This window comes from Mycolicibacterium sp. XJ662, from assembly GCF_053484035.1.
On sequence record NZ_JBEFTL010000013.1, the window covers coordinates 45,807 to 59,847 of the forward strand.

The window sequence follows — 14,041 nt, forward strand, 5'->3', positions numbered from 1 at the left end:
GTAGTAGGTGAGCGAAAAATTCGCTCATAGCTGGGCACTTCACTAGGTGTCCCCCCCGGAGAGCCGCCCGTGCGCGCGTCGATCGCGGCGCCGACGATTCCGCGAAAAGCCCCACGGCGGTTGTGCGGTGTCGGTAAGCACTTATGGGTGGGCGCGGGACGGATCAGTGGGTTGGCGGTAGCACTCGGCGTGGGTGCCGCGGTGCTGACGGGACACGGGGTCGCCTCGGCGGCCCCCGACGAGTCGAGTTCGGAGACGACGTCGTCCGAGGCTGCGTCGACGGACGTTGAGGACGCCGGCGAGCAGGAGTCGACGCCGCTGCAACGCCTGAAGGAGCGGTGGGAGCAGGCGCAGAAGACCGAACCCGACGACACCGTCGAGCAGGAAGTCACGTCGACCGTGGGTAACGGTCGAACCGCGAAATCCAATGAGAGCTCGCGGGATCCGATCGAGGTCGACGTACCGGACATCGATGAGCAAGAGGTGTTTGAACCGGTCGAGGAACCTGACGAGATCGTCGAGCCTGAGCCGGTCGAGGAGCCTGTCGAGCCGGCAGAACCGACGACATCCACCGTCGACGTCGTCGTCGAAGAGGATCCCGCTCCGGAGCCGGAAGAACGTGTCACGGTCGCGGTCTCCGACCTGATCTCCGCGGTGCTCAACCCGTTCGCCGGTGCCGACGAGTTGCCCGACGCGCCCGCGGGCGCACCGGCCGTGTGGACGGTGGCCGCCGCTGCCCGGCGCGAATTCCTCGGCGTGGTACCTGATTCCGAGGACGACGCGAAGCCGGCCGCGCAGACCGTCGTCGCGATACCGGTGACCCCGATTCTGACACCGCTGCAACACATTCCGATCCTGGGCCCGCTGGTGTTCACCCCGATCGTCGCCACGCTCAAGCAGATACCGCTGATCGGCGACATCCTGCATCCGATCATCGGCTACCCGCTGGGCGGCACCGGCGGGACGACGCCGCGCGACGTGTACGTGATCTCCAGCGACGGCACCCCGATCTACGCGCACTTCTTCCCGGCGCAGGGCGCCGCGAAGGGCACGGTGGCGCCGACGATCCTCTACGGATCGGGTATCGGCCTGCCCGGCGAAACGAACCCGCTGGCGATGAACAGCCCGTTTCTACCGAACGAGGTGATCGGCATGGGCATGCTGCTGCGGGCCGGTTACAACGTCGTCACCTGGGATCCACGCGGTGAATGGAGTTCGGGCGGCCGCGTCGAGATCGACCATCCGGACTACGAGGGCCAGGACATGGTCGCGCTGATCAGCTGGATCTCACAGCAGCCCGAGGCGCTGCTGGACGCGCCGGGTGATCCGCGCATCGGCATGGTCGGCGCCTCATACGGCGGCGGAATCCAGCTGGTGACGTCCGCTATTGACGACCGGGTGGACGCGATCGTGCCGACCATCGCATGGCACAACCTCAACTCGGCGCTGTACAAGAACGGCGCCACCAAGTCCAGCTGGGGCGTCATCCTCCCGGTGGCCCTGCTGTTCACCGGGGCGCGGGTCAACCCGCGGATCTACTCCGTGGTCGCGGTCGGTCTGATCACCGGGCAACTCCCGCAGGTAGATCAGAACTTCCTCGAGGAGCGCAGCATCTCGCAGCTGATCGACGACGTCACCGCCCCAACGCTGTTGGTCCAAGGCACGGTCGACACGCTGTTCACGCTGCAGGAGGCCCACGACAACGCGATGGTGCTGATCGGCAATGGGGTGCCCACCAAGGTGGTGTGGTACTGCGGCGGCCACGGCGCATGCATCACCAGCCACAACAACGGCGAGGTCATCGAACGGGCCACGCTCGACTGGCTCGACCACTACGTCAAGGGTCTGCCGGTGTCGACCGGCCCGCAGTTCGAATGGGTCGATCAGCACGGTCAGAACTTCGCCTCCGACACCTACCCCGTCAAACCCGCCACGCCGCTGACCGTTTCGAGCGCCGCGGGCGGCACCCTGCCGCTGCTGCCGCTGCTCGGCGGGTCGGGCCCGAACTTCAGCGCGCTGCGCGCCGGGCCGCTCGGCACGCTGATGGGAATTCTGTCCGGCGCCAAGGCGATCAACGCCGTCAACATGTCCACCACTGCGGCGGCGACCACCACCTACATCGTCGGCGCACCCGAGCTGGAGTTCACCTATTCGGGCACGGGCTACACCCGGCATGTATTTGCCCAACTCGTAGACGATGCAACGGGTTTGGTGATCGGCAACCAGGTGACGCCGATTCCGGTGATGCTGGACGGCAAGACGCACACGGTGAAGGTCCCGCTGGAACCGGTCGCGCACACGCTCGCGCCGGGGCAGACGGTGACCGTGCAGATCGTCGCGTCGGCGATCACCTACCAGACCCCGTGGACGCTGGGCGAGGTGCGCATCTCGAACCTCACGCTCACCCTGCCGACCGCGGACGCGACGGCGATCTCGACCCCATCGACCCCATCCGCCCAGGCGGCCACCGCGGCCTAGAAATCAGCGCGATCGAGGTGTCCGCGGCCCTGGGATAATCGGCGGGTGACCGTACTCGACGTGTTCCTGTCGACCTGGTCGAACGCGCGTCAGACGTTCGGCTCCGGCAGTCCGCAAGACGGCGCGCGGTTCGACAACAGTGGACCGCTACGCCGACTGGCGTCGGAGCTCAACTCCGCCGAGCCCGGGTCGCATTGGGCTGGTAGCGCAGCCGACGCGTACGGCACGGCCAACACCGACCACCAGCGTGTGATCGGACAGATCGCCGAACTGGATCAACGGTTGAGCGCACACGTCGACGAATCGGCCGACGTGGTCGCCGCCGGACGTCGTGACCTCGAGGCGGTACGCCAGTGGGTGCTCGACGCCGCGGCCAGCGTCCCCCCGAACGAGGCAGGCCAGGCGTTGATGCTGCCGATCGTGCAGAAAGGGGTCGCACAGGTCGTCGAGATCGTGCAACGGTCCAATCGCGACCTGACGGCGGTCGGTGAGAAGATCCGCGCGCTCGGCGACGAGTACCAAACGCTCAGCCGTCAGAAGTTCGGGCAGCGCCCGACCGGGCTGCCACCGGATCCCGATCAGGTCCTCGAGAACATCCTGAAGAAATATCAGGTGTCCGAAGAAGAGATGGTCAGGCGCGAATGGCCGTGGCCTCTGAACCAATTCAAAGATCCGCAGCGGCTCACCGAGAGCGAGGCGCGGATGCTCGACAACCTCAGCCTCAAGGAGAAGTGGGACTTCTACCAGATCAAGGAGAAGGCCGAAGCCGAGGCCGAGGCGCGCTATCCCGAGGGCGGCAACATCGGCAACCACCGCGACGCATTCCGGCATGCGTACTGGAACGCGTTGATGACCGAGCGGTTCGGCGAGGAGTGGGCCCGCGAGTACGCCACGGCCCACGAGCGAAAGCCGGCCAACACCGCCGCGGACGAGGCGATGGATCTGTACAACAACGAGATCGGCCGTTCGATCGCGACGGCGAATCCCGGCGCGTCACCCGAACAGCTCTCCGACATGGTGCACGAGGCGGTCCAGGACGGAGACACCGTTGTCATTCGTCCGGACGGGCTTGGGTTGGAGTGGAGCGACAACATCCCCGTCGGTGGCGAAACCGGTCCCACCGACCGAGGACCCCACGGTCCCGCCGACGACCCGGGACCGATGCCGATCCCGCCGAAACCGACCGGAGATTACGACTACGGAGGAGTGGGATGAGCGCGATGCGGATGGCGCTGTATGCCGTGCTGGTCTGCGTGGCAGCGGCCGGCTGCGGCCTGGGCGGCGGCCCCGAGGTGAAGCTCACCTTCGACGATCCGCTCGAAGCGAAACTGTCCGAGGCCGCCGAGCGCAGCGAGCCCACGCGGTTGCGTGATCTCACCGACTTCGAGTGGGACGAGATGCACATCTTCTACGAAGGCGACTCCCGCGAGGACGTCGAGGACGTGGTGGGGGCCCAGGTGTTTCGCGACAAGTATTACGGCTCGTCGGGCAGCTTGATGGTGTTCAAGGACAAGGGCAGCGTCGTCAAGGCGTTGGCACTGACCGGCGAACAGGTCAGGGGCGACCGCCCGACCTGGTCGTCGGACGTGCTGGTGGTGCCCTACGGCCTCGGATATCTGCGCCTCGCGTCGCCGTAGGATGCCCGCGGCGCCGGCCCATCCGGCAAAATTGACACGCGTCGCCACCGTGCTGGCAAACGTGATGTAGTTTCGATCGACACAGCGACGCGGGGCCGCTGCGAGGAGTGAGGGTGGACGCGACACCATTCGGGCACTATCAACTGCAGAAGTTGATCGGCCGGGGCGGGATGGGTGAGGTCTACCGCGCCTACGACACCCGCACCGACCGCATCGTCGCGCTCAAGCTGCTGCCGGTCGCGATGGCCGCCGACGAGACGTTTCAGCAACGGTTCCGGCGCGAATCCCAAGCCGCCGCAAGCCTCAACGACCCGCACGTCGTGCCGATTCACAGCTTCGGCGAGATCGACGGCCGGCTCTACCTGGATATGCGCCTCATCGAAGGCCGCAACCTCGGCACCATGCTCGCCGACGGGCCCAACCCACTGGCGCCGGCGCTGGCGGTCAGCGTCGTCGAACAGCTCGCGTCGGCGCTGGACGCCGCGCACGCCACCGGCCTGATTCACCGCGACGTCAAACCATCGAACATCTTGCTCACCGACCGAGACTTCGTGTACCTCATCGACTTTGGGCTCGCCCGCTCGGCGGGCGAACAGGGGTTGACGACGGCGGGCAGCACGCTGGGCACGATGGCCTACATGGCCCCCGAACGCTTCGAGGGCAAACCCGTCGACCCGACCGCCGACATCTACGCGCTGACCTGTGTGCTCTACGAGTGCCTGACCGGGGTGCGGCCGTATCCCGCCGAAACCCTCGAACAGCAGATCGCCGCGCATGTGAGCAAGGAGGTGCCGCGCCCGTCGGCCACCCATCCCGAACTCGCCGCATTCGACGACGTCATCGCCAAGGGCATGGCCAAGAAGCCGGGCAAGCGGTACCAGACCGCGGGCGCGCTGGCCGAAGCCGCGCGCCGGGCGCTCAACGCGCCGGTGCGGGTGGCGGGCAGTGGCCGTCACGCCGCGCACCGCACCCCGGGCGTTTCCCGGCGGGTGCTCGCGGTGGCCGGTGCCGTCGTGCTGGTGGCCGCGCTGGGCACCTTCGGCGTCTGGCAGTGGCGCGGCGGGTCGGGGGGCGACACCGCGCCGGCCTCGATGGCCGAGGGCTCGTCGACGGCGACGCCTGAGGCCGTGCCGGGCGCGGTGGAGTCGATCGCGGCGACGGTGCCCGAGGACATCCGGTCGACGGGTCGGCTGATCATCGGCGTGAACGTGCCTTACGCACCAAACGAATTCAAGGACGCCGACGGGCAGATCGTCGGGTTCGACGTCGACCTGATGAACGCGATCGCACGCACGCTGGGCCTGGTGCCGGAGTACCGCGAGACCGCGTTCGAGGCGATTTTCCCGTCGGTGCGCGCGGGCGACTTCAACGTGGGGATGTCGTCGTTCACCGACACCAGGGAGCGTCAGCAGTCGGTGGACTTCGTCAACTACTTCGAGGCCGGCACGATGTGGGCGCGCCAGGCCGGCGCCTCGGTGGACCCCGATAACGCGTGCGGGCTGCGGGTCGGCGTGTCGTATGCCTCGCTGCAGGAGACCGAGGAGATCCCGGCCAAGAGCGCGGCGTGTGAGGCCGCGGGCCTGGCCCCGATCGAGAAGGCCGTCTACGTCAGCCAGACCGACCTCAACACGGCGCTGATCAACGGCGAGGTCGACGCGTTGTCGGCCGATTCGCCGGTGACCGGGTTCGCCATCAAGACCTCGGGCGGCGCGCTGGAGGCAGCCGGGCAGGTGTTCGACGCCGCACCGTACGGGTGGCCGGTGGCCAAGGGATCCGCGCTGGCCGAGTCGCTGCGGCTGGCGCTGGAACACCTGATTGAGACCGGTGAGTACCGCACCATCGCCACGATGTGGGGCGTGGAGAAGGGCATGATCGACCAGCCGTCGATCAACGGCGCGACGAAGTAGCGTTTCGCACGCCCGGCGTTCGGGAATTCGTCGGCTTTCACCGCCGACACCGCTGGGAGCGCTGATGAGCGAACCGACCGACCGAGCTGTGCGAATCGCGATCGCGGCCGCGGCCGTCGCGGCGGCCGCCTCCTTGGCCGCGTGCGGCAGCGACGAAGAGGAACCACAAGACACCACGACGACGACCACGACCACCGCGACCACCACGCCGTCACCGTCACCGTCACCGTCACCGTCGCCGACGCCGACGCAGCCCCCGCCGACGACCCAGCAGCAGGCGCCGGTCACCACGACGCCCGTCGCACCCGCTGGGCCACCCGCCGAGCCGCCTGCCGGTGCACCGCCGGCCGAGGAGCAGGAGGGTCCGAGCAGGGAAACCCGTCCACCCGACGTCACCGCGTCGCCGCCGGTCACCGCGCCCAACCCGATCATCACCGAGGAAGAGTCCGGCTGAGCCTCCGTTCAGCGAGAGTGCCAAACCACCTGTGCGGCATACAGTTTGGTAGGCTCGGGCGCTCATCACGTTAGGTCCGAGCGCGCGGCGGGAACCCTGTCGACGTTGCCAATTGACCTGCACAGTCGCTGCCGCGCGCGGTTGAACGGAAAGGATTTGATGTGAGTTCCCCGAAGGGCGACTCTCGTCTGGGCACCCGGTTCGGGTCCTACGAGCTGCAGTCTCTGATCGGGGTCGGGGGCATGGGCGAGGTGTATCGGGCATACGACACCGCCCGGGACCGCATGGTGGCGATCAAGCTGCTGCGACCGGATTTGGCGTCGGATCCGACGTTTCAGGAGCGCTTCCGTCGCGAATCGCGCGTCGCGGCGCGGCTGCAGGAACCCCATGTCATCCCGGTGCACGACTTCGGCGCGATCGACGGGGTGCTCTACATCGACATGCGGCTGGTGGAGGGCGCCAGCCTCAAGGAGGTGCTGCGCAACGACGGCGCGCTGCCGCCGACGCGGGCGGTGTCGATCATCACCCAGGTGGCGTCGGCGCTGGACGCCGCGCACGCCAGCGGGCTGGTGCACCGCGACATCAAGCCGGAAAACGTCCTGCTCACACCCGAGGATTTCGCCTACCTCGTCGACTTCGGCATCGCGCACGGCAGCGGCGAGGCGAACGTGACGATGACGGGACTGCTGATCGGCTCCAGCGCCTACATGGCGCCCGAACGGTTCAACGGGGAACGCGGCGGACCGGCGTCGGACGTGTACTCGTTGACGTGTCTGCTGTATGAGGCCCTGACCGGCCGCTCACCGTTCGAGGCGGCCGATCTGCGCCAGGTCATCACCGCGCACCTGTTCAACCCGCCGCCGCGGCCGAGCATCATGCGCCGCGGGATCAGCCGGGCCTTCGACGACGTCATCGCCCGCGGTATGGCCAAGAAACCCACCGACCGCTACGCCTCGGCCGGGGAGCTGGCCAAAGCGGCCGCCGCGGCGCTCGAACAACCGCCCGCCGCGGCGCCGACGCCTGCGCCCGTGCCGCCTGCGCCGCCCTCGACGCGGCAGTTTCCGGCGGGATACCCGCACCCGGCCGCCACGGGCCAACCGCCGTACGCGCCGCCGCCGCCGCCGGCGCGTCGATCACGGTTCAGCCCGGCCCAGACGGCGCTGCTGATCGGCACCGTGGTGATGTTCACCGCGGCGGTGGTGTTGGCCGCGGTGCTGGTGTTCACCGACGGGGGCGGCAGCGAACCGCAGACCAGGCTCGCGGTCCCGCCGCCTGCGGGCACGGAGCCGACCTCACCGACCACAACCACCACCACAACGGCACCAACGACAACGTCACCGACGACAACGCCGTCGCCGAGCGGGGCGCCGATCGCCGGGGTGTCGGGCACCGATTCGCTCGGTTTCGTGGGCCATTCGGCGCGCTGCGACAGCGGCGACGAACCCGCGGCGGCGATCCGCACGGCGAATTCGCTTGCGATCGTGTGCGAAACGTCGCCGGGAGACTTCTACTACCGCGGCGAACGGCTGAGCGACGGCGCCAGCCTGCAACTCGGCAACGCCGCGCCATCCGGCGCCGGGTTTGTCGCGGTCAACCCGGCCGACGGCGCCCGCTACGAGGTGCGCCCCGACATGCTGACCATCTCCAGTAACCGCGGCGTGGACTCCAGAGAACCGGCATTGGAGTTCGGGGCGGGTTAGTGCCCGTGTAGTCTGGGGGTAGACCGGCTCCGGTCAGCAGCACTTCGACACCCGCTTCGGGAGATGATCTGCCTGCGATTTCGATTGCCCTTCGCCCGACGGTCCGTTGGCCGAAGCGCACCATACTTGAGGACTTGTTTTATGAAGTCGTCCGAACTTTTTTCACATCTCGATGAGTCCGAGCCCATCGCGAACAACAGCGGAAATGACGAACCGGTGGCCAACCCGGTGTTCTCCGATCGGCCGCAGCGGAACCCCTCTGTAACGACCTCGGCATGAACGGCTTGACGGGTACACCGCGACTTGCCCGGCCCGTCAGGCTCGTACTGGCGCCCACGTTGGGCGCCGACATCGACGGTGCGTGGTGGCCGCATACCGGCTCGACGGCCCGGGAATTGCCGCAACTGATCAACGTTCTGCACCGACCGCTCGGTGAGATCGTCGACATCTGCGTCAACTGGTCGGCGACCGAGGGGGCGCTGGACCTGAATTCAATTCTGACCAGTGCGCGGCCCAGAGCCGCGGCCGAACATCGGCGGCACCGACTGATGAGGATCGTGGGGCGTACGGCCGAGGCCAAGATTCTCGTTGTGCCGCATATGACGACGCCGGCATTGGGCAACTTGGTGATGCGATGCGCGTCGGGCAGGCCGCTCGTCGGGTCTGAACGCGACAGCCAGTGGCGTGATGCGGCCGAAAACGTACTTCGGGACGCAAGCGCCTCAAGCGCGTTGTGGACCAGCCGCACGGCCAGCGCTGTCACGTAAAGTATTGGCGGACAACGTATTTCTTGTGGCGATTTATCGTCGATAGGTTAATGGCGGCGGTTGCTGCTATCCTGACCACGGATGTTCTCTGACATCCGTTCAGAATGAGAGAAGTTGGAAAGTATGACACAGGGAACCGTGAAATGGTTCAACGAAGACAAGGGCTTCGGCTTCATCGCTCCTGATGGAGCCTCGAATGACGTGTTCGTCCACTACAGCGAAATTCGCGGTGACGGCTACCGGACACTGACCGAAAACCAGCGCGTCCAGTTCGACATCGAACAGGGCAACAAGGGTCCGCAGGCAGTCGGAGTGACGGCCGTCTAGCGAGTACATCGTTCGTTGTGGGCTGGCGGTTTTCCGCCAGCCCACAATGCATTTCGGACCCGTTGAGGTGCCCCTGGCGTACACTGGGGGTATCGGCGGTACGTCGCGCACGATGATCTTTTCCGTGTGCATCGCCGATTCGAAGTAACCGGCCGCTTTCGGCGGCTGAGACAGGACCGTCCTATGACCGCTCAAGTTGGCTACGCCGAACCGAGCACCCGCACCACCCGACCGCTGAAGACGCCGCGGCTGAGGTTGAAGCCCAAAGCGCCCGCAACGGGCTACGTCGATGGCGCCTGGTGGCCGCACAGCGATGACCTTGCGCGTGAACTGCCCGACCTGCTGGCCGTGCTATCGGTGCGGTTGGGACCCATTTCCCAGGTGATGTACAACCTCGACGATTGGCCCGATGTGCCGGCACGGATTGGTTCGGTTCGCCTCGACGGGTACCGAAGACAACCGGACCACACCATTGAGGTGCTGGGCCATACCGGCGGCAGAATCACGTTGCTCGTCGTGCCCACGCTTTTTGACCCCGACCACGCGCACGAGACGTTGATGACCGCGGCAGCGCCCGACAACACGTCGTCGACCGACGCGCTGCTCGAGATCAGCGAGGCCGACCGCGAAATTCGCGACCAAACGGCAGTCAACGAGCGGCGGTGGCTGTCAGGAGCCGGCGCGAAATAGCCCGGCTGTCAACGCTTCTTGTGCTGAAAGACCGCCTCGGTGGACGACTCGGCACGGGCGGCCGCCTTGGCGTGCTTGGCGGCGCGCTTTTCCTTCAGGGTCTTTCCGGACTTCTTGCTCATGGATTGTCGAGGAGACTTGTCAGACATCGCCGGCCCTTCATCGTGGGGCCCGAGTGGTCCCGCCTGACCTGACACTACGCCACCGCGGTGTAGCGTCAACAGATCAACGCTGACCGGATGAAGTTTAGGAAGCGCCGCCTTTGGGGAAAACCGTCACGGACACACCCGGCCTCGTCCGGACGGACCAATAGGACATCCATTGGCAATTACCGACATTGCCGCGTATGCGCATCTGAGTAGGACGGACATCGAGGCCCTCGGTGAGGAACTCGACGCGATCCGCCGCGACATCGAAGAGTCGCTCAATGCGCGCGACGCGACCTATATCCGACGCACCATCGGCTTCCAGCGAACGCTTGAGGTCTTGGCGCGCCTGATCATCGGCGCCAGCCGGTCACGGGCGGGCTGGCTGTTGGGCACGGCGGGCCTGGCCTACGCCAAGAGCGTCGAGAACATGGAAATCGGCCACAACGTCGGCCACGGCCAATGGGACTGGATGAACGACCCGGAGATCCACTCGAACACCTGGGAGTGGGACATGGTCGCGCTCTCCTCGCAGTGGCGCTACTCGCACAACTACCGCCATCACGTGTTCAGCAACATCGTCGGCGTCGACGACGACCTTGGCTTCGGCGTCATTCGGATCACCCGCGACCAGCCGTGGCAGCCCCAGCACCTCGTGCAGCCGCTTCGGAACCTGTTGCTGGCAGCGGTTTTCGAGTGGGGTATCGCACTTCACGGCGTGCATTCCGAGCATGACCGACATGCTCCGGACACCCAGAAGATCTCCGAGGCCCGGATGGAGCTCGTCACCAAGATCGCCCGCCAGGCCGTCAAAGACTACGTGGTCGTGCCGGCGTTGAGCCGATCCCGTTGGCGCAGAACGCTGGGCGCCAACGTAACGGCGAACCTGCTGCGCAACCTGTGGGCCTACCTGGTGATCTTCTGCGGGCACTTTCCCGACGGCGCGGAGAAGTTCACCGCCGACGTACTCAAGGACGAGACCCGCGGCGACTGGTATCTGCGGCAGATGCTTGGCGCGGCGAACTTCAACGCCGGCCGAGTGCTGGCGTTTTCCAGCGGACACCTCTGCTACCAGATCGAACATCATCTGTTTCCCGATCTGCCGAGCAACCGGCTGCCCGAGGTGTCGGTGCGGGTGAGGGCGCTGTGTAAGAAGTACGACCTGCCCTACACCACCGGATCGCTTGCCCGCCAATACTTCCTGACGTTGCGCACCATCCACAAACTCGCGTTGCCCGACCGGTTCCTGCGCGCCACGAGCGACGATGCGCCCGAGACGGCTTCAGAGCGCAAGTTCGTTAGGGCAGCACGGTCTTCATCAGCATGACGTTGTACGCCGACCACAGCGAGAGGTTGTAGTACAGCTCCTTTCCGGTGGACCACGGATGCAGGAACGGTGCGTAGATGCCGCCGGGGAAGTCCCACGACCGCACGAGCAACCGCTCGGGGCTCCACGGCCCCTGCGGTGCGGGCGCGGTTCTGGCGACGATGTCGTTGGCGCCGTTGCCGTACAACACCAGGTACTGGTTGAGGTACGTGTTGTACTGCGCCGACATCTCGCTCACCGGCGCCGGGATCACCGGTGTGGCCGCGGCCGGATCGCCGGGCACCCACGCGTTGGCGGCCGAACTCCAGTACTCGTACTTGCGAAGGTCTGGCACGTAGGCGGGAAGTACGCGGGAGACGAACGCGGGTCCGCCGCGCCCGGACGGTGTGCCGAACGAGTAGATGTACGGGTCGCCGGGTCCGGGCTTGAGGAACGCGCCTTGTTGGAAGTTCTGGTTTCCCGGGGCGTATTTGACGTCCGGGACGGCGTTTTCGGCGGCGGGGCGCACGCTGTCGGGGTAGATGCCCCAATGTTCGCCGTTGTCGGGGGACACCGCGATCGCCGAGTAGTTGGTGGTCCAGCGGCCGTCGCCGTCCCAGCTCTTGATCGACATGAAGTTGAGGTACTGCTTGCCGCCCACCGCGATACCCGCGGTCGGGATCATCCCCTTCTCCTCGGGCGCCCACTTGACGCCGGGAAGGATCGCCTTGGAGATGTTGGGCCGCAACATCGGTGACCCCGAATAGTTGCTGGCCAGAACGCCGTTGGGCACGGCGACGGTGTTGGACAGGGTGCCGTCCTGGCTGCGGAACAGCACGTTGTAACGCCACTGCTGGCCACGCACGCTGCAGTAGCCGTAGGTGTCGCCGAAGGCCATCAGCACCTGGCGGTTGGCGGGATCGCCGTTGTCCCACATAATCCCGAGATCGGTGCCGGTGATCGCGAACCGTTCGATGGTCTTGTTGGGGCTGTCGGGCCCGGTCACCCACCCGACCAGCGAGGTGCCCGGCGGCGACGGTGGCGGCGGTGGCGCCGGGGCAGGGGCCACGGTGTTGGCGTCGGGCACGGCCGGAGCGGGCTGCACAGCGGCCTGCTGCTGTAGCGGCGCAGAGATCTGGCCCAGGCTCGGCAGCGGCGCGTCGTCGTTGGCGCCGTCGGGGCGCTGGCCGACCGGTCGACGGTTCAGCCCGGGCAGCAGTGGGGTTTCTTCGGCGTTGTTGGCCGCGGGAGGCTGGGCCGCCGCGGCCGCACCCGTGCACGGTTCGGCGTTGGCCGGTGCCGCGACGCCGAGCGTGGCGATCAACCCGATCGCAGCCGCCGACGCCACCGAGAGCGTTGGTATACGTCGACGCGGCGACATGTCACACCTTCCGGGCGGACGTCGCAGAGACGTCGTTTCAACATTTGGGGCTGATGTGACGATAGTGACCAATGATCTTGTTGTGCCCGCTGAGTTGCAATGGATATGCGTCCGTGACCGTGTCGCAACCCGGTTCGCCGTGTCCCTTTTCGCGAGGCGTACACCAGGGTCGCGATCGCCCGCCCGACAACGACCCTGGTGTACGTGTCGCGAGGGCGGGGAGGCGTCTACGCGTTTACGGCGTCAGCGCACGACGATCGTGTGCTCGCCGCGCGGCACCAACTCGCCGATCACCGGCGCGCCCGGGATCTCCCCGGCGATCAACAGCCCGCCCGACGTCTGCGCATCGGCGAGCAACAGCGCCTCATCCTCGTCGACCGCGTCCAGATCGACATGCGGGCGGACCCAGTCGAGGTTGCGCTTGGTGCCGCCGCTGACATACCCGGCCGCCAACGCCTCGCGCGCCCCGTCGATGTAGCGCACCGCGTTCGCGTCGAGCACCGCGGTCACGCCGCTGGCCCGCGCCAACTTGTGCAGATGACCCAGCAGCCCGAAACCCGTGACGTCCGTGGCGCATTCGACGTCGGCCGCCAAAGCCGCTTGCGCCGCACGGTCGTTCAGCGTCGTCATCACGTCGATGGCCTCGGCGAAGCGCTCACCGGTGTTCTTGTGCCGGCTGTTGAGCACCCCGATACCCAGCGGTTTGGTCAACGACAGCGGTAGCCCCGGCTTGGCGGAGTCGTTGCGCAACAACCGGTTCGGGTCGGCGATACCGGTGACCGCCAGGCCGTATTTCGGTTCGGGGTCGTCGACGCTGTGCCCACCCGCCAGATGACAGCCCGCGAGACCGCAGACGTCCATGCCGCCGCGCAACGCCTCGGCCGCCAGCTCGAACGGCAGCACATCGCGCGGCCAGCCCAGCAGGTTGACCGCGACGACGGGTCGCCCACCCATCGCGTACACATCCGACAGCGCGTTGGCCGCGGCGATGCGGCCCCAGTCGTAGGCGTCGTCGACGACCGGCGTGAAGAAGTCCGTCGTCGCGATCAGCGCCGTATCGCCGTCAATGCGCACCGCCGCCGCGTCGTCGCCGTCCTCCAGACCGACCAGCAGTTCGCCGACCGGGTCGCGCGGCGCCGCCAGCGTCAGCCCGCGCACCACGTCCTCCAACTCGCCGGGCGGGATCTTGCACGCGCAGCCGCCGCCGTGGGCGTACTGGGTCAGTCGATAGGTCATGGCTCCATGCTG

At 67.0% G+C, this 14,041-nt stretch carries 13 protein-coding genes; 10 read left to right on the top strand and 3 right to left on the bottom strand.

What is annotated here, in order from left to right:
• Positions 1-69 precede the first annotated feature (69 nt).
• The 9 genes from ABQE93_RS24625 to ABQE93_RS24665 all read left to right on the top strand — a co-directional run bounded on the left by ABQE93_RS24625 (position 70) and on the right by ABQE93_RS24665 (position 9,960).
• Positions 70-2,478: a S15 peptidase family protein gene (locus tag ABQE93_RS24625; RefSeq protein WP_448411099.1), complete on the top strand. Its 2,409-nt coding sequence runs from the start codon at positions 70-72 to the stop codon at positions 2,476-2,478.
• A gap of 45 nt (positions 2,479-2,523) precedes the next feature.
• The gene (locus ABQE93_RS24630) at positions 2,524-3,693 is read left to right on the top strand and encodes a DUF6973 domain-containing protein (RefSeq protein WP_448411101.1); all 1,170 of its coding nucleotides are present in this window, start codon (positions 2,524-2,526) and stop codon (positions 3,691-3,693) included.
• A complete protein-coding gene (locus tag ABQE93_RS24635; RefSeq protein ID WP_448411103.1) occupies positions 3,690-4,115 on the top strand; it encodes a hypothetical protein in 426 nt (141 codons plus the stop codon). Before ABQE93_RS24630 ends, ABQE93_RS24635 begins: the two co-directional genes overlap by 4 nt.
• 113 nt (positions 4,116-4,228) lie before the next feature.
• Positions 4,229-6,022: a serine/threonine protein kinase StpK7 gene (gene stpK7, locus ABQE93_RS24640; RefSeq protein ID WP_448411105.1), complete on the top strand. Its 1,794-nt coding sequence runs from the start codon at positions 4,229-4,231 to the stop codon at positions 6,020-6,022.
• 64 nt (positions 6,023-6,086) lie between these two features.
• A complete protein-coding gene (locus ABQE93_RS24645; protein WP_448411107.1) occupies positions 6,087-6,476 on the top strand; it encodes a hypothetical protein in 390 nt (129 codons plus the stop codon).
• A 161-nt stretch (positions 6,477-6,637) separates the two neighbouring features.
• On the top strand, positions 6,638-8,176 hold the full coding sequence (locus ABQE93_RS24650; RefSeq protein ID WP_448411109.1) for a serine/threonine-protein kinase: 1,539 nt from the start codon (positions 6,638-6,640) through the stop codon (positions 8,174-8,176).
• A 275-nt stretch (positions 8,177-8,451) separates the two neighbouring features.
• On the top strand, positions 8,452-8,943 hold the full coding sequence (locus tag ABQE93_RS24655) for a DUF5994 family protein (protein ID WP_448411111.1): 492 nt from the start codon (positions 8,452-8,454) through the stop codon (positions 8,941-8,943).
• Positions 8,944-9,066: 123 nt separating this feature from the next.
• A complete protein-coding gene (locus ABQE93_RS24660; RefSeq protein ID WP_069404468.1) occupies positions 9,067-9,270 on the top strand; it encodes a cold-shock protein in 204 nt (67 codons plus the stop codon).
• A 183-nt stretch (positions 9,271-9,453) separates the two neighbouring features.
• Positions 9,454-9,960 (top strand): DUF5994 family protein, encoded by a 507-nt coding sequence (locus ABQE93_RS24665; protein WP_448411113.1) that lies wholly within the window; start codon positions 9,454-9,456, stop codon positions 9,958-9,960.
• An 8-nt stretch (positions 9,961-9,968) separates the two neighbouring features.
• On the opposite strand, the gene ABQE93_RS24670 is transcribed toward ABQE93_RS24665, so the two are convergent.
• Complete coding sequence (locus ABQE93_RS24670) at positions 9,969-10,109, bottom strand: hypothetical protein (protein ID WP_448411115.1); 141 nt, start codon at positions 10,107-10,109, stop codon at positions 9,969-9,971.
• Between the two features lie 172 nt (positions 10,110-10,281).
• On the opposite strand from ABQE93_RS24670, the gene ABQE93_RS24675 reads away from it, so the two are divergent.
• Positions 10,282-11,433, top strand: a complete 1,152-nt coding sequence (locus ABQE93_RS24675) for a fatty acid desaturase family protein (protein WP_448411117.1) — start codon at positions 10,282-10,284, stop codon at positions 11,431-11,433.
• Here the strand turns inward: ABQE93_RS24675 and ABQE93_RS24680 are convergent.
• Together ABQE93_RS24680 and selD are read right to left on the bottom strand one after the other, a co-directional pair.
• Positions 11,405-12,793 (bottom strand): glycoside hydrolase family 183 protein, encoded by a 1,389-nt coding sequence (locus ABQE93_RS24680; protein ID WP_448411119.1) that lies wholly within the window; start codon positions 12,791-12,793, stop codon positions 11,405-11,407. The genes ABQE93_RS24675 and ABQE93_RS24680 overlap by 29 nt on opposite strands.
• Positions 12,794-13,036: 243 nt before the next feature.
• A complete protein-coding gene (gene selD / locus ABQE93_RS24685; RefSeq protein ID WP_448411121.1) occupies positions 13,037-14,029 on the bottom strand; it encodes a selenide, water dikinase SelD in 993 nt (330 codons plus the stop codon).
• Positions 14,030-14,041: the final 12 nt, after the last annotated feature.